16 protein-coding genes, 1 tRNA gene and 3 pseudogenes are annotated in these 15,594 nt (G+C 61.5%); 2 read left to right on the forward strand and 18 right to left on the reverse strand.

Annotated features, from left to right (window positions below; all coding sequences use genetic code 11):
- Positions 1–219: 219 nt before the first annotated feature.
- From gspD to E4O97_RS16855, 12 genes and pseudogenes are all read right to left on the reverse strand, one after another.
- Positions 220–2,346 (reverse strand): type II secretion system secretin GspD, encoded by a 2,127-nt coding sequence (gene gspD / locus E4O97_RS16800; protein WP_216091807.1) that lies wholly within the window; start codon positions 2,344–2,346, stop codon positions 220–222.
- A gap of 5 nt (positions 2,347–2,351) precedes the next feature.
- Positions 2,352–2,852 carry a general secretion pathway protein GspN gene (locus E4O97_RS16805; protein WP_032880312.1) on the reverse strand — a complete coding sequence of 167 codons (501 nt, stop codon included), beginning with the start codon at positions 2,850–2,852 and terminating at the stop codon, positions 2,352–2,354.
- On the reverse strand, positions 2,849–3,451 hold the full coding sequence (gspM, locus tag E4O97_RS16810) for a type II secretion system protein GspM (protein ID WP_005789622.1): 603 nt from the start codon (positions 3,449–3,451) through the stop codon (positions 2,849–2,851). Before gspM ends, E4O97_RS16805 begins: the two co-directional genes overlap by 4 nt.
- Positions 3,426–4,418, reverse strand: a complete 993-nt coding sequence (locus tag E4O97_RS16815; RefSeq protein WP_216091808.1) for a PilN domain-containing protein — start codon at positions 4,416–4,418, stop codon at positions 3,426–3,428. Before E4O97_RS16815 ends, gspM begins: the two co-directional genes overlap by 26 nt.
- On the reverse strand, positions 4,415–5,116 hold the full coding sequence (locus E4O97_RS16820; RefSeq protein ID WP_078821831.1) for a general secretion pathway protein GspK: 702 nt from the start codon (positions 5,114–5,116) through the stop codon (positions 4,415–4,417). The genes E4O97_RS16815 and E4O97_RS16820 overlap by 4 nt, the downstream gene beginning before the upstream one ends.
- On the reverse strand, positions 5,113–5,721 hold the full coding sequence (locus tag E4O97_RS16825) for a prepilin-type N-terminal cleavage/methylation domain-containing protein (RefSeq protein WP_032880305.1): 609 nt from the start codon (positions 5,719–5,721) through the stop codon (positions 5,113–5,115). Before E4O97_RS16825 ends, E4O97_RS16820 begins: the two co-directional genes overlap by 4 nt.
- Positions 5,718–6,050 carry a prepilin-type N-terminal cleavage/methylation domain-containing protein gene (locus tag E4O97_RS16830; RefSeq protein ID WP_248133197.1) on the reverse strand — a complete coding sequence of 111 codons (333 nt, stop codon included), beginning with the start codon at positions 6,048–6,050 and terminating at the stop codon, positions 5,718–5,720. Before E4O97_RS16830 ends, E4O97_RS16825 begins: the two co-directional genes overlap by 4 nt.
- Positions 6,047–6,472, reverse strand: a complete 426-nt coding sequence (locus E4O97_RS16835) for a GspH/FimT family pseudopilin (RefSeq protein ID WP_078821833.1) — start codon at positions 6,470–6,472, stop codon at positions 6,047–6,049. Before E4O97_RS16835 ends, E4O97_RS16830 begins: the two co-directional genes overlap by 4 nt.
- Positions 6,473–6,479: 7 nt before the next feature.
- Positions 6,480–6,890, reverse strand: coding sequence for a type II secretion system major pseudopilin GspG (gene gspG, locus E4O97_RS16840; RefSeq protein ID WP_103733804.1), 411 nt, complete (start codon positions 6,888–6,890; stop codon positions 6,480–6,482).
- 20 nt (positions 6,891–6,910) lie between these two features.
- Entirely contained in the window at positions 6,911–8,107 is a 1,197-nt protein-coding gene (gene gspF, locus E4O97_RS16845) for a type II secretion system inner membrane protein GspF (protein ID WP_248161783.1), read from the reverse strand.
- On the reverse strand, positions 8,104–9,801 hold the full coding sequence (locus E4O97_RS16850) for an ATPase, T2SS/T4P/T4SS family (protein WP_248161825.1): 1,698 nt from the start codon (positions 9,799–9,801) through the stop codon (positions 8,104–8,106). The genes gspF and E4O97_RS16850 overlap by 4 nt, the downstream gene beginning before the upstream one ends.
- Positions 9,802–10,026: 225 nt before the next feature.
- Positions 10,027–10,589 (reverse strand): annotated as a pseudogene (locus E4O97_RS16855) (substrate-binding domain-containing protein); the annotation flags it as partial.
- Here E4O97_RS16855 and E4O97_RS16860 point away from each other — a divergent pair.
- Positions 10,539–10,880, forward strand: a pseudogene (locus tag E4O97_RS16860) (nitrilotriacetate monooxygenase); the annotation flags it as partial. The pseudogenes E4O97_RS16855 and E4O97_RS16860 sit on opposite strands and share 51 nt — an antisense overlap.
- 40 nt (positions 10,881–10,920) lie before the next feature.
- On the opposite strand, the pseudogene aqpZ reads toward E4O97_RS16860, so the two are convergent.
- The 3 genes and pseudogenes from aqpZ to E4O97_RS16875 all read right to left on the reverse strand — a co-directional run bounded on the left by aqpZ (position 10,921) and on the right by E4O97_RS16875 (position 12,439).
- A pseudogene (gene aqpZ / locus E4O97_RS16865) lies at positions 10,921–11,613 on the reverse strand (aquaporin Z).
- A gap of 235 nt (positions 11,614–11,848) precedes the next feature.
- A complete protein-coding gene (locus E4O97_RS16870; protein ID WP_078821836.1) occupies positions 11,849–12,112 on the reverse strand; it encodes a hypothetical protein in 264 nt (87 codons plus the stop codon).
- Between the two features lie 129 nt (positions 12,113–12,241).
- Positions 12,242–12,439: a hypothetical protein gene (locus E4O97_RS16875; RefSeq protein WP_032880294.1), complete on the reverse strand. Its 198-nt coding sequence runs from the start codon at positions 12,437–12,439 to the stop codon at positions 12,242–12,244.
- A 248-nt stretch (positions 12,440–12,687) separates the two neighbouring features.
- Here E4O97_RS16875 and E4O97_RS16880 point away from each other — a divergent pair, with 248 nt between their 5' ends.
- A complete protein-coding gene (locus E4O97_RS16880; protein WP_248161784.1) occupies positions 12,688–14,184 on the forward strand; it encodes a trypsin-like peptidase domain-containing protein in 1,497 nt (498 codons plus the stop codon).
- A gap of 600 nt (positions 14,185–14,784) precedes the next feature.
- Here the strand turns inward: E4O97_RS16880 and E4O97_RS16885 are convergent.
- The 3 genes from E4O97_RS16885 to ihfA all read right to left on the reverse strand — a co-directional run bounded on the left by E4O97_RS16885 (position 14,785) and on the right by ihfA (position 15,591).
- Positions 14,785–14,861, reverse strand: a tRNA-Pro gene (locus tag E4O97_RS16885).
- A 90-nt stretch (positions 14,862–14,951) separates the two neighbouring features.
- Positions 14,952–15,308 carry a MerR family transcriptional regulator gene (locus E4O97_RS16890; RefSeq protein ID WP_003174972.1) on the reverse strand — a complete coding sequence of 119 codons (357 nt, stop codon included), beginning with the start codon at positions 15,306–15,308 and terminating at the stop codon, positions 14,952–14,954.
- Positions 15,289–15,591, reverse strand: a complete 303-nt coding sequence (gene ihfA, locus E4O97_RS16895; RefSeq protein ID WP_002553164.1) for an integration host factor subunit alpha — start codon at positions 15,589–15,591, stop codon at positions 15,289–15,291. The genes E4O97_RS16890 and ihfA overlap by 20 nt, the downstream gene beginning before the upstream one ends.
- Positions 15,592–15,594 lie beyond the last annotated feature (3 nt).

Here is a 15,594-nt window from a genome sequence, read left to right on the forward strand (position 1 = left end):
TCTTTTCCAAAAGTGACCCGCTGTAAAAGCGGAACCAATATCAGCCGTTACCACAGGAATGGATATGTACTCGGTATAACTGTGTTGGCTGTCAGGCCGTCATCGCAGGCAAGCCAGCTCCCACATTTGGATCGCGTCGCATCATTTAGGTAGTCGCTGGCAGTCAAGCCGCCATCGGGAGCAAGCCCCCTCCCACATTGGTACTCGGAGCAGCCAGGATTATTGAGCCGGCCGCAACAGTTGCATCTGCTGGCGATAATCATCAGTCACCTGCCGTGCCTGGCTGCTGCTGGTAATGACTCTTGGCGTAATGAGCACTATCAACTCTGTACGGTCCTTGGACTTGCCAGTATTGCCAAACAACCACCGCAACCCCGGTATCTTCCCCAGATAAGGCACGGCACTGACACTCTCGGCGTTGTCCTGTTTGATCAACCCACCAAGCAATACCGTCTGCCCACTCTGCACCGCCACCTGAGTCGACACCGAGCGTGTGGAAATGCGCGGGTTCACCGGCGTCTCACTGCTGCCCGCCGGGTTCTGGGCATCACTGACCTGCTGCTGGATATCCATGTACACCAGCCCGCCCGGATTGATGCGCGGCACCACATCCAGGATCACCCCGGTCTGCACGTATTCGACACTGCTCAAGGTGGTGTCGGCGTCACCGGTGTTGACGGTGGTCTGGCTGATGGGAATGTTATCCCCCACCTGGATCTGCGCCGGCTGGTTGTTCATCACCACCAGCGACGGCGCCGACAGTACCTGGGTGCGGCCGTTGGTTTCCAGCGCGTGCAAAGCCACTTGCAGGTTGGAGCTGACAAAGGAGTAGAACAACGAATCCGCCGCCCCCAGCCCCGCCCCGCCACCGCCCAGGGCGCCTTGGCTGCCGGAGGCGTTGGCCACCGTGGTGCTGGTGGAATTGCCCGCCAGGCGGCCGAGATACCACTGCACACCCAGGTCCAGTTCACCGGTGAGTTTGACCTCCAGGATGCGGGTCTCGATCTGCACTTGCAGCGGTGGGTTGTCCAGGCGCTTGATCGCCGCTTCGATCTCTTTCCATTGTGCCGGACGGGTGCGCACCAGCAGCTGGTTGCTGCTCTTTTGCGCGGTGATGCGGGTGCCGGCTTCGAGGTCGCTGGTGGGGGGCGCCTGGGTATTTTCGGCAGGTTCGGATTCGGGTTCGTCGGGTGCAGGCGCTGGGACATTGGCCTGCAGCCCAGCGCTGGTGGACGAGGACAAGGTGGTGGTACGCAACCCCGGCGCGACCTTGGCCGGTGCGTCGTCCTTGATCACGCCATTGCCGTAGATCTGCCGCAAATATTTGGCCAGGTCGGCGGCCTTCATATTGCGCACGTCGTACACATACATCTGCGGCTCGTTGCCGCCGCCCTCGTCGATGGTGCGAATCCAGTCACCCACCTCGCTGAGGTACTCGGGCTGAGACGAAATCGCCACCACCGAGTTGGTGCGCTCGACCGGCAAAAATCGCAACATACCCGCCAGGGGCGTGCCGCTGTCGGCGCCGAACATGGCTTGCAGCTCGGGCATCAGTTCGGCCACCGAGGCGCGTTGCAGGCCGAAGACCGCCACGGACATGCCCTTGAGCCAGTCCACATCGAAAGTGTCGATGGTGTCCTGGTAGTTGGCCAGCTCTTCCGGGGTGCCGGCCAGGCTCAGTACATTGCGCTCCGGGTCGACCAGCAGAAACGCATTCTCTCGGGCGAAGGGCTTGAGCAGTTTCTGCATCTCGGTGGCAGAGATGTAGCGCAGCGGGAAGAGTCGCGCCGAGAGCCCGCTGGAGGGCTGCGTCACGCGCATCTGCGGCACCAGCTTGCCCGCCACCGCCTGGCTGGCCGGCAGGATCACGTAGCGGCTGCCCTGCTTGATCATGGCGTTGTCGGTCCAGGACAGCAGGGTTTCGAGGATCGACAGGGCCTGCTGCTTGTCCACCGGTTTTGACGTGGAGAAGCTGACATTGCCCTTCACGCCCTCGGCGATGCTGTAGTTCTCGTGCAGCAAGTCGCCCATTACGCTGTTGATCACCGCTTCGATGGGCTGGCCCTGAAAGTTGAAGACGATGTCGCCGCCCTCCTCCTGGGCTTTCATCGGCGCAGTGGGTTTACGCACGAACGTCTGATTGCCACGAATCAACTGGCGCTGCGGCGGCGACTTCGCCTCGGGCAGAGCGCTTTGCATCGCAGGCGCCGTATTCGGCGGGCGTTGCGAACCGGTGCCTTGCAGCGCCTCGTTCAGCAGCTGGTCGTCCGGATCAAGGCGGTCGGGTAAGGATCCACAACCGCCCAGGGAGACGGCAGTGGCCAGGCAAAACAGCGAAGTGCGCATATCGATCAAGGGAGGGGCTCGCGGGGATGGGAAATCAGGGGTAACCGCTTGCCGTACAGGCTCAGGGTCTGGGTACGCCCGTTGAGGGCGAATCGGGCGTATTGCGGGGTCAGGTGTTCCAGGCGCCAGCCGTTGGGCAGCGTCTGGCCCAGGCGCACCGTCAGGGGTGGGCCGCCGGCTTGCTTGAGCATGGCCATTTGCAGGTTGCCGGTGATCATGATGCCGCTGAGGGTCAGGTTGGCCAGGCTCGCCACCTGGGTCTTGCCGACCACGCTGTCCGGGCGGCGATCGGGGCTGAACAGCGGCGTCTGCCAGGTGCTCGCGAGCTCTTGCAACGCCGGCGCCGGTGCGGCCTGCACAGTGACGGAGGGCTGCGCAGGTGCAGGCGCCTGCGGCAACCATCGCGGTTGATCACCGATGCTGCTGAGGATCACCGCCATCAGTACGCCCAATAGCCCGGCCAAGCCGAGCAAGCCCCACTCCAGGGGGCGCAGTGCACCGATCATGGCGCCACCTGCGCCGGTTGCAGGTAGCCACGCACCAGCAGTTGCACCGCCAGCTTGCCCGCCCCGCCAGTGGCCGGTGCCTGTTTGCTGCGGCGAATGCGCAACTCATCGACAAACAGAAACGGCGGCTGGTATTCCAGCGCGTGCAGGATCGCGGTCAGCGGTTCGATGGCGCAGTTCAGCGTAAGGCTGACCTTGACCTGCCGATAGGGCTCGCTGCTGTCCTGTTCAGTGGTGATGGGTTTGCGCTGGGTGAGGTTGCAGCCGCCGCCCAGGTTGGCGTGGCTGTTGATCAGGTCGGCCAGACGCTGCATCAGATCGGCGGCGACCACATCGGGGTCATCGCCTGGCAACAGGCTGGCGCTGCTGGCCGGGTCTTGCCGCGCCAGCTCAAGCTGTTCGCGCAATGCATCGCCCTGACGCAACACGGCGGCGTAGCGTTGCTGCTGCTCACGCAACTGCTGGGCTTGTTCGCCCATGGTGCGCAGCGGGCCGGCGAACCAGCTGTCGATCAGCAACCAATAGGCCGCACCGAGTACCACGGCCAGGAGCAACAAGGCCCCGCCACGACGTTCACGGGGTGTGAGGGGTCGGCGCATCGGCGGCCTCCGGGCGTAAGTGGGCACGCAAGGCAAACTGGTCCTTGCCGGTGCGCGCATCGGGTTGAATCACCCCTTCGAACTGGGCGTTGTCCAACCGCCGGCAGCCTTTGATGCGGGTGATCAGGCCACTGGCCTTGGCACTTTGCCCGGAGAAGGTCACCTCAGCGTCCTTGACGTCCAATTGGTCGAGCCAAGTGTCGGCGGGCAGACAAGTGGTCAAGTCATTGAGCAGCGCAGCCAGCGGCGGTTGCGCCAGTTTGCGCTGGGTGAGGTACTGCGCCGCGCCGCGGGTATTGAGCAGTTGCTGGCGCAGGGCGTGCACCTGGGCGACCTGGGCTTTTTGCTGCTGCACGGTGGCGTGCATGGCGTCGAGCACACGCTGGCGGTCGTTGAGCCACAGCAACATGGCGGCGATCAGCAAGGCACCGCACAGCCATGGCAGGCTGCGCTGCAAATCCTTGCCCGTTCGGCGTTGGCGCGAGCGTAACGGTGCCGGCAGCAGGTCGATGCCCAGGCCCGCCACATCGACGCGATGGGGATGCAGACCAAGGGCAGCGCAGTCACTCAGAATCCGATCCAGACGCTCGCGCAGGATCGCCACCAGCGTGACCTCAAGGTGGGTGGGTGTGCGCTGCTCCTGACGCGCCACGAAGTACAACTGCTCGGCGTCGAACGGGGTGTAGCGGTCCAGTTCATAGCCGACCACCGCCGTGAGATTGCGCGCGGCCGCCAGGGGCAATTGCAGGCGTTGCTGCAGCACCACGTCAGGGTCGAGCATCAGCACCTGGCAGGCGCTGCCGGGGATAACCGGCGCCGTCAGCGGCCAGTAATGGACCTGTTCAGGCGGCTCTTGCGGGGCCAGCCAGCTCGGCACACAGCCGCGCAGCTCGGTGAGCCACAGGTGCCAGCCTTGTTGCAGCAGGCTGCCGCGCCACTGGCGGGCGATAGGTTCAAGTCGATTCATTCTTGCCACCGCACCACCCGATAGGGTTGTGCACGGTCCTCCGCGGGGCTCAATAAGACGGTGAGTTGCAGGCGTGCCTGATAGCCGCCGGGGCGCTCGGCACGGCTGTCGATTTCCAGCACCTGGCCGGGGTCGGCGCCCTCGGCGTTTTGGCGTGGCAGGTTCAATGCCTTGCGCATCAAGGGGCTGGCAAATGCCGGATCGGGTCGATCCAGGTCGCTCCACAAAGTAATTTCCGGCACTAATTGGCTGTACAGCTCCTGGGTCATACCGGGCAGTTGCCGCACTTCTTCCAGCACCCGAAACGGCGCCAGGCCCTGATGGCGCCGAGCCTCAAGCGCCTGGACCAGCTGATGGGCCTGGGCCGGGGTAGCGCCGCAAGCCAGGGCCAGGTGCAGCAAGTCATCGGGGTCGGCGTTGACCAGGTACAGCTTGCCGCGCTCACTGCGCAGGCGGACCTGTAGGCGGGCGTCGTCGAAGGTCAGCGCGATGGCACGCCCGTCCGCCACCCAGTGCCGATCAGCCATGACCTGGGCAATACCGGCTTCGGCGGCCAACAGCGTCTGGGTGTGCTGGCGGTACCACAGCGCCTGGCGACTTTGCAGTTGCACCCAGGCAGCCAAACCGCCGAGCAATAGGCTGAGTAAAGCCAGCACCCACAGCACCAGCAGCAACGCCGCTCCGCGTTGGCGCTTCATTGTTCACTGCTCGCGCTGCCGAGGTTCAGGCGCAGGGCAATCACTTGCGTCAGCCACGGCACCGGCCCGTTGACGCTGGCGTCGATGCGTACTGCGACGGGCAAGCGCCGGGGCCAGGGCCACGCGCTCAACCAGCCGGTGGGCTGGCCCAAGGGCGATACGCCGCGATAACTCAATTGCAGCGCCTCGACGTTATGCAGCAGCACTTGCGGTTCAGCGCGCTGGGCGTTGGCAGCGGATTGCAACTGCGAAAACGCCACCTGAAAATCCTGTTCTACCCGTTGCAAGGTAAAGCGCTGGATGCCCCCGCCGAGCACGCCGGGCAAGGTCGCCACAAACTGCAAGCGCTCTGCCGTACCGATAAAAAAACCGTCGGCCTGGCTGTCGTCTTCAATGATATTCAAGGGCAACGCCTCGCTGATCGCGGTGCGTAGAAACTGTTGGGCGGTGCGCATTTCATCCAGGCTCACGGTGTAACTTTGGGCCTTGGCCACCGCCCGATTGGCGCCCAGCAACGCAGCGCCCACCAGCAATAACAATATCGAAAGCAGGCTGAGCACCACCAGGATCTCCAGTAAGGTGAAGCCCTGCTCGCGGCGCCTCACAGGCGGGCCTTCAAGGTGCTGAAGCGGGCCTGATGCACGCCTTCGCGCAGGTTCAGGTCGAGACGAAACAGATGGGGCTGTTGCCGGGTACTGGTCAATTGCCAATGGATGCCATCAAGTTCGCCTTGCAAGGTGCCTTCGCTCAGCGGGCCGGCCGCTTCCTGGTCCAGCAGCGTGAGCGCGGCCTGGGTTAGCCGGTCGCTGTGGGCAACCTGGGCCAACGAGCGCGCACTCTGGCCGAAGGCAACCAGCAACACGCTGCTGCACACCGCCATCAACGTCAGGGCCGCGAGCATTTCCAGCAGGGTAAAACCGGCCTGATGCTTCATGGCAGCGCCCTGGACTGCACGCTGCCGGTGAGCCAGCCAATGTCGATACGCCAACGCCGGGCGCCGCTGGCCAGCAGCAGGTTGCCGCCGGTGGAACTGCCATCGGGGTAGAACACCACGGCGGCGCCCGCCTGCTCGGCACTGTGCAACGTCACCTGCAACGGTGCCTGCCACTGTTGCGGGGCACGCCCTGGAGCCCGGAACGTCAGACGTTGCAGGTCGAATTCGGTGCGCGCCGCCTGGCCGCTGACGATCGCCCCCGCCCGCGTGGCGCGCAGTGCCTCGACCATCTGCCCCACCACCCGCCGCTCCTGAGCCACTTGCAGCCCCTGGCGCACACCCAGCCCCAACAACCCGGCGGCGATGCCGATCAATACAATGACCACCAGCATCTCCAGCAAGGTAAAGCCGCGCTGGGCCATGGGCGGGTTACTCCCAGTTACCCAAATCGGCACTGTAGCCCTCGCCGCCCGGTTGACCGTCCTGGCCGTAGAAGATCAGGTCGAAGGCGCCATGCTGCCCGGGGAAGCGATAACCGAACCCGTGGCCGAACGGGTCCTTCAACTCCGAAGGCTTGGCATAGGGGCCCGCCCAGCTGGAGGCATTGGCGGGCTTGTCGAGCAGCTGTTGCAGGGTGCTGGGCGGCGCCCCCACATCCAGGGCGTAGCTGTCGATCTTCATGCTCAAGCTCGCCAACTGCGCCTTGCCTGCGCCGTATTTGCCCTTGTCCACATTGCCGCCGACCTGGCGCACGACAATGGTTGCGACGATGCCCAGCAGCACGATCACCGCGAGCATTTCCAGCAGGGTGAAGCCGTTTTGGCGGTGCCGGGTTCTCATTGATTCCACTCCATGAAGGTTCATATATGGCTGGTGAGGCTCATCAGCGGCAGCATGATCGCGAGCATGATTACCGCCACCAGCACCGCCATGATCACGGTCAGCGAGGGCACCAGCGCAGCGAGCAGGCGGTCGATCGCACGCTTGGCCTCGACGTCGAAGATGTCGGCGACCTTGAGCAACATGCCGGGCAGTTCACCGGCGTGTTCGCCGACCTCGATCATTTGCAGGGCCAACTGCGGCAACAGCGGTTGACTGCCAAACGCCTCGGCCAGGGTGCCGCCGCCTTTGACCTGTTGCGCCGCCAGAGCCACTTGCGCCTGCAATGCATGGTTGCTGCAGACCTGCCGGGCGATCACCAGCGCGGGCAGCAATGCCACGCCATTGCAGAGCAAGGTGCCGAGGGTGCGAGTCAGGCGTGCGGCTTGCACCCGTTGCAGCAGCGGGCCGACCACACGGATGCCCAGCAGGTGACGGTCGTAGCGTTCGCGGCGGCTGGGGTCGCGCAGGCGCGTCGCCAGGAGCCCGGCACTGATCGCCAACCCGGCCAACAGCACCAGGCCATAGGCCGACAAAAACTCGCCAAGCCCCAGGATCACTTGGGTGATCAACGGAATCGGCACGCCCAGATCCTGAAAAATCGGCACGAATTGCGGCACCACATAGGCCAGCAACAGCGCCAGGGAACCCAGTACGCCCACCACCAGGAACGCCGGGTAGATCAGCGCGTTGATCACCTCGCCACGCAGTCGCTGGCTGCGCTCCAGGTAGTCGCTGAGCTGGCGCAGGGTGTCTTCCAGCGCACCACCGGCTTCGCCCGCGCGCACCATGCTCAGGTACAGCGCAGAAAACGTATCGTCCTCTTCCTCAAGCGCAGCCGACAGCGGCTTGCCGGCCTTGACCTGGTCACGGATGCGCTCGATCAAGGCCCGCACCTGGGGTTGGCCGGGTTGCTTGAGCAGCAGGTTCAACGAGCGTTCAAGGGGCTGACCGGCGCCGAGCAGCGTCGCCAGTTGCTGGGTGAAACTCACCAGCGCGGCCCCCTTCAACGGCCCGCGTACACGACGTAACGAGGCACTGCCCGTCGTTTCAATATGCAGCAGCAACCAGCCACGCTTGTGCAAGATGGCGACGGCGGCGGCCTGGTCGGCAGCTTGCAGCGTGCCGCTCTGGGCGGCGCCCTGGCTGTCCAGGGCACGGAACTTGAACAGGCTCACGCATCCTCTCCACGGGTGACGCGCAACACTTCTTCCAGGGACGTGACGCCCGCCAGCGCCTGACGCAGGCCGTCTTCATACAAGGTGCGCAAACCGCCGCGGCGGGCGGCTTGCTCAAGGGTGGCGGCGTCGGCGTGGGCCATCAGCAGGCCACGCAACTCGTCGTTCATCACCAGCAATTCGGTGAGGGCGCTGCGGCCGTGGTAGGCGCCGTGATACAGCAGGATCGGGCGCTGCTCGGTGAGGCGATCCAGCCCGTGTTCCTTGATCAACGCCGGCGGCGCCTGGAACGCGACCCGTGTGGCCGGGTCCAGGCGCCGCACCAGGCGTTGGGCGAGAATGCCGCTGACGGTGGAGGCGATCAGGTAGCTTTCCACGCCCATGTCCAGCAAGCGTGTGATGCTGGCGGCGGCGCTGTTGGTGTGCAGGGTTGAGAGCACCAGATGGCCGGTGAGTGAAGATTGGACGGCGATGCGGCACGTTTCCAGGTCGCGGATTTCACCGATCATGATCACGTCCGGGTCCTGGCGCACGATGGCGCGCAGCGCTCCGGCAAAGTCCAGGCCGATGGCGGGCTTGACCTGGATCTGGTTGATGCCCTCAAGCTGGTACTCCACCGGGTCTTCCACGGTGATGATCTTGCGTTCGGCGGTGTTGAGCCGCGCCAAGGCGGTGTACAGCGTGGTGGTTTTACCCGAGCCTGTGGGCCCGGTGACCAGCAGGATGCCGTGGGGCCGCTCGAGCAAATCAAGGAAGGCTGCCAGGCGCTGGCCATTAAAACCCAGGCTTGGAAAGTCGAACTGCACGGTTTGCCGGTCCAACAGGCGCATCACCACCGACTCGCCGAAGCTGGTGGGCACCGTGGACACGCGCAAATCCAACGCCTTGCCCTGGATGCGCAGCATGATGCGCCCATCCTGGGGCAGGCGCCGCTCGGCGATGTCCAGGCGCGCCATGATCTTGACCCGCGAGATCACCGCCGCCGACGAACTGGCGGGCGGTGCTTCGGCGTCGTGCAGCACGCCATCGATGCGGTAGCGCACCTTGAGCTGGTTTTCGAAGGGTTCGATATGGATATCCGACGCCCGTTGTTCCACGGCGCGTTGCAGGATCAGGTTGACCAGGCGAATCACCGGCGCTTCGGAAGCCATGTCCTTGAGGTGCTCGATATCTTCGAGGGCACCACTCTGCTCATCTAGGTTTTCGATCAGCGTGCCCATGGCCGAACGGCCCTGGCCGTAGTAACGCTCGATCAGGCCCTCTACGTCGGTATGTGCACCGATGGCCAGCCAGACAGGAACTTGGCAGGCATACGCCAGGGCTTGGAACGGGTACAGCTGCGTCGGGTTGGCGGCCAGCACGCGCAGACCGCCCTCGTCCCAGCCCATGGGCACCAGGTGGTAGTGACGCAGGAAACGCTCGGTAACGGCGGGTAATGGGTCGAGCAACGGCGGCGCAGCGTCGGCCGCCAGCAATGGTGCAACCAGCAGATCGGCCCAGGCGCGGGCCAGTTCGATTTCGGACACCAGGCCCAGGCGCGTGAGTAAACCCAGCAGGTCGCGAGGGTCATCGGATAAGCGCCGGGCGCGTTCCAGATCCAGCGTTTTAAGCCCGGCGTGCTGCATCAGCCACGCACACACCTGGTCGGTGTGCGGGATGTGCATCTTGCAAGCATCGATGGGGGCTGAAGACATCATTGAGGAATATCTAACGTTGCGAAAAGTATGGCTATTTGGAACTACCGAACAATGCCATTAGTTCGCCACAGCCGATGCAGGAGTTAGCCGGGGGTATCGACTGGAAGTTATAGCTCTAGTTCCGGCTGGCGGGAAATTAAATACAAAACATTGCCAAGTGCACTGATTTAGAGCGTTAGCAGCCAATAGCCACTAGTTGCACTTAGCCATACCCCGTAATGACTAGGTACTTTCCCTTTCAATTAACTGACAGTGCAAAAGATTCAAGCGTGCAACTTCACCCTCGATCGGTAATACACCCAGACTTTGCAGAACGCGGGTGGCGGCTAATACACCAATCTGCAGGGCCGGTGGCTGGATCGTGCTGAGGCTGGGCAGCAACATCTGTGCGAAGGGGTAATCGCCAAAGCCTAATACGGCGCAGTCCTGCGGGATGTTCAGCCCCGCTCGTTGACCGGCGAGCAAACCACCGGCAGCCAGGTTGTCGTTGGCAAAGAAAATCGCGTCGGGCCTGGTCACCGCCCCCATCAGCGCCTCCATGGCCTGCTTGCCCGCCTCGAAAGGCGCACGGTCGGCGTCGGGGACGAAGACCCACGGCTGCACACCTAGCTCGCTGAGGGTCGCAGTAAACTATCACGGCGCTCCGGCACGTAGTCCCAGGTTTCCACCACCGGGATGTCCACCTCGGCGATCATCTTTTCGATGCCTGGGCTATGGAAGCGACTGGTCAGCACCAGCGCGGCCGCCAGCAACTGCGGAGCGAACTGGCCCAGCGCGAACAGCTGACACTGGCGCAACTGGGCCGACGCATTGCCGGCGGACGCGGTCATTACAGCTTGATCGGCACGCCTGTGCAGATCGCCGATGAGCTGCAGCGCTGGTTCGAAGAAGGCGCGGCGGATGGCTTCAATATTCTGGTGCCACACCTGCCGGGCGGGCTGGAGGATTTCGCCCGCCTGGTCGTTCCCGAGTTACAGCGGCGTGGCTTGTTTCGGCGCGAATACACCGGCACCACACTGCGTGAAAACCTTGGTTTGGCGCGCCCGGCCAACCGTTACAAGGCGGCTCGATCATGAAGAACACGGTCCGCTCGCCGAGCAAAGGTGGCCTGAGCGACTACTGTTTTGTCGCCAACACGAACCGGTGCACCAGCCCACCAAACACGCCACCGAGTAAAGGCACCACCCAGAACACCCACAACTGAGCCATCGCCCAATCGCCTTGAAACAGTGCTACGCCCGTACTGCGCGCCGGGTTAACCGATGTATTGCTCACTGGAATACTGATCAGGTGAATCAAGACCAGGGCAAAACCGATGGCCAGCGGCGCAAAACCGGCCGGTGCCTATTTGTCGGTGACGCCCAGGATGATCAACAGGAAAAACGCCGTGAGTACAAACTCGGTGACCACTACCGAAAGCAGCGAGAAGCCCCCGGGTGAATGCTCGCCATAACCATTGGTGGCAAACCCCGCCGTCACATCGAACCCGGCCTTGCCGCTGGCGATCAGGTACAGCACGCCGGCCGCCGCAATCGCGCCCAGAACCTGAGTGAAGATGTAGGGCACCACATCCTTGCCGTCAATACGCCCGGCGGCGAGCAAACCCAGGGTGACCGCCGGATTGAAATGCCCGCCGGAAATATGCCCGACCGCGTAGGCCATGGTTAATACCGTCAAGCCAAATGCCAATGCCACACCGGCAAAACCAATGCCCAACTCAGGGAATGCGGCCGCCAACACGGCACTGCCGCAACCGCCCAGTACCAGCCAGAACGTGCCGAAGAACTCGGCGGCGAGACGTTTTGTCATCAGGAAACTCCTTGAAGTCAGGTCAAAGAGTTGGAGCCTAACAACAGGGTACGGGCATTGGATGTGGGAAATTTCCTTAGCGCGTAACTAATGAGCAGGTGTGATTCGCGATGAAGATTGTTCACGCGGGAAGGCATTTATTCCCGGCATGAAAAAGCCATAATTAGCAACAACAGTGGCGCATCAAGACAAAGCCGGCCTCTTGCTGCTCAGCGTGGCGCCCCTCTGGATACTCTCACCGTAGCGCGCCCGCCTTGGCGATCAACTCACGCAATCGGGAATCCTTAGGCTCAAACACGTCGAGGAGCCCGATCGCCTTAAGAGCGGGCAGAGATTGAATAATTTCTCGCTCAGCCAGCAGTTGATCATCCATGCTCGCGCCTGGATTACTCCAAACTCGTACGTTTGCCAAAAAGGCACCCACCGTCCCTTTACGTACGGTCACTCCCTCAAATGTTGCTTCGTTTGTGTCGTCGGCAAGAACGTCTTCGGCACGCATATCCGTCTCCGCAGTTGGGTTGCTTTAACTTCTCGGCCTTTCGGAAAAGGGCATCACGCCGACAATAACGTAATTATCTTGCGCTGACATTTAAATGAAAACCCGGCGCTTGGCCGGGTCCGTTGATGCTCAGTTGTCAGGATGCTCACTGGCTACTGAATCGGCAGCGTCCACGTCCGACATATCTTCCTCGAGGGGTGCCTCGTCGTCCGGTGGCAGCGGGATATGATCCTCATCGCGCTTTGGATCATGACCGGCCTCATTGTCCGTTCCACGCGTTACTGCCTGCTGTGAAATATTGCCTGGGGCGTTCTCGTTGATTTCCATGCTGTCTCTCCGCTCTAAAGCGCGACAAATACGCACTTAAACATTGGAGCAGGCGTGTAACAGGGAGTGCCGAACTTTGGACGAACGGAAAATCCCGAGACGGTGTTGGGCGTAAGGACGCCAGCACCAGCAGCCATAACGGCGACTGAGGATCCCGCCAAGGGCTCACGCAGTAGCCCTGTATGTCATCCGCCATGGCCTGATTGAGTAGTTTCAGCCAATCAATGACTTCCTTGTCGAGGCCCCTTATGGCACTTCCTCACACCGCCTGCATCTTCCTGTATTTCCTGTTGCTCAGCACTGTCTGGCCCAGCCATGCCAGAGATCTGGCCGAGGGCCTTACCGAGCAGTCACCGTCTGTGGCCCTTGAAAATAAAAACCACCGTTATCCGCAATGGACCGGCATCGGTTCACTGGAAAACGCCTTAGGCCAGACCTGCAATGCCGTTCTGCTCGACACGCGCAATCGCCAAGGTAAGGCCATCGGGCCGGCTTATGTGCTGACCGCCGGGCATTGTGTGTTCTACAGCTACGGTACAGCGTGCGTCCACCAGACGCTCACCGCCGACGTGACCTTCAACTACTTTCATGACACACCCGAACGGCGTATCACCTACGCCGTCAAGACGGCGCATTGGAGCAGCATGGCGGGCACTGACCTGGCCGTGCTCGAACTGGATACGTCACTGGCGGTGCTGGTGGCCAAGGCGATCATGCCACTCAAGCTGGCCTCCCAGCGTCATACATCGGATCGAGAGGTGATCAACGTGGGAGCGCCGACTGGCTTTCTGAAAAAGGGCCTACGCATGAGCGCCTGCGTGGAGTCGACCCTCAACAGTTTTGCCGAACATCCCGGCGTGTTCCCCAGCGCCTTGCGCAACCGCTGCAACGGTCTGCGCCCAGGCAGCTCCGGCAGTCCGATGCTGGACCGGAACACCAATGAAATCACCAGCATCATCAGCAAGGTCGCGTCTGCCATTCAGAAAGACATTCTCAATAGCTGCCAGAACAACTCGGCGTGCGAAGCCGCCAAATTCAACTACAGCTACCCCGTCAACGACTTGTACTACTGCTTTGTAGACGGTGTTTTCCGTAACGACACCCCAACCTGTCAGCTCAAGGCGGTTGAAATCACGCTGGATGAGCCGTGGAACCTGAAGCCCTATGTGCATTTAAAACGTGACGCCACCGACCAAATTACCCGTCCGACTTGGAACCTGAGGTTCTCGATCCAGGAACCGTTCTACCGATTCAAAGCCGTGAATCACATCAGCGATTGCGCACGCACACACGGCTACCAAGTCGCTGCCGCTTCTGACGAGGCCTACATCAACCAGCCCATCGGTCCAGTGCTGGGGCCGCATGTGTTATGCATACTCGGGGTGCAAACGGCCGAACAGCCGCTGACCGAAGCGCTGCTGCGCAATGCGTTCACCCATTCGGTATTCCTGACCAACCCGGCACCGGCACCGCAGCTCAAGCACCGCTATCACATCGCCTGGGAAAACCAGCAGGACGGTTTTAGCCAGCATTATTACTACAGCGTGAACTCGGCGATCAGCACCATCTGCGAAGATATTGACGACGATCGCTACATCTTGGCCATTGACGGCATATTCCTTGATATAGCAGAGCTGCCGGTCACGTTATGCAGTTATGCACGCAACAACGCCGGGCAACCGTCGGCCATTCGCACAGACATGATCACAGGCGCAACGGTTCGCTCGCAGCGTCAGGCCAGGTGAGGCAGGAAGATGTTTTAAGCAAATGTTGATGAGTCAAGTCAGCGCAATCGACGGCAATGCCTGAAAGGCACGACTTGAGCGGGATCACTGGGGCTCTCCCCCGCCGAACCGCAGCGGGGGCGACCCGATTACCATTGACCAGAGAGCAAACAGGTTGCTGCCTCAATCATGCTGAAGTGGTACCACGGCTGAGAATCCTGGCAACTGGTGGCGAAAGACGCATGCGCACTTGAGGTCGCTAACAGGCAGGCTGCAGCCGTCATATAGACGTATTTTTTTATAGTCATCTTCACTCCCCTTCCCATCGTTAATACATTGGCTTGCGCTTCAAACTCTACTGCCGGGTTCGTGCAAGGATCAATTAGGGCAGGTGTGCTAGTGGCGTATCGACATGCGCGCGACAATGCCTATCGACGTCACGCCAGTCATTTCAGGGGAGTGTCGTAGCGATTGCATGTTCGCTGTACCCCACCGGCAGATCACAGAGGTGAAACAGGCTCTCGGGCCCATAACAGCCCACGGCGCGGTAGGGGGTAGGGGGTATTTTTCAGACATGAAAAAGCCCAATCTTTTCAGATTGGGCTAAGCCATTGATAAATATGGTCGGGACGGAGTGATTCGAACACTCGACCCCTAGCACCCCATGCTAGTGCGCTACCGGACTGCGCTACGCCCCGACTAGGCGTGTTACTGGGTTCGCTTCTTAACGAAGCGAACCAGAATATACCGCAAGCTTTTGAAATGTGGAAGTATTTTTAAAGCTTGAATCATTTCTTCAGCACCACCAGCACATCTTCCAGTTCGGAGATCATCTGGCGGATCAGTTGCTTGTATTGGGTGGTGTCGTCTTTGGCTTCATCACCGGACATACGCTGGCGTGCGCCGCTGATGGTGAACCCCTGGTCGTACAGCAATGCACGGATCTGTCGGATCATCAGTACGTCCTGGCGCTGATAATACCGACGGTTCCCGGTGCGTTTGACGGGGTTGAGTTGAGGAAACTCCTGCTCCCAATAGCGCAGCACGTGCGGTTTTACCGCACACAGCTCGCTGACTTCACCAATGGTGAAGTAGCGTTTGCCTGGGATGACGGGTAGTTCGTCGTTATGACTTGGTTCCAGCATAAGCCTCAACTCGGGCCTTCAACTTCTGCCCTGGACGAAAGGTGACCACACGGCGAGCCGTGATCGGGATTTCTTCTCCCGTTTTTGGATTGCGGCCAGGCCGCTGGCGTTTGTCCCGCAGGTCAAAATTGCCGAAACCGGACAATTTGACCTGTTCGTTGTCTTCCAGAGCGTGGCGGATCTCTTCAAAAAACAGCTCGACCAATTCCTTGGCCTCGCGCTTGTTCAGACCCAACTCTTCGTACAGACGTTCCGCCATCTCAGCTTTCGTCAAAGCCCCCATACG

Source organism: Pseudomonas sp. W15Feb34 (genome assembly GCF_023127765.1).
GTDB classification, from domain to species: domain Bacteria; phylum Pseudomonadota; class Gammaproteobacteria; order Pseudomonadales; family Pseudomonadaceae; genus Aquipseudomonas; species Aquipseudomonas synxantha_A.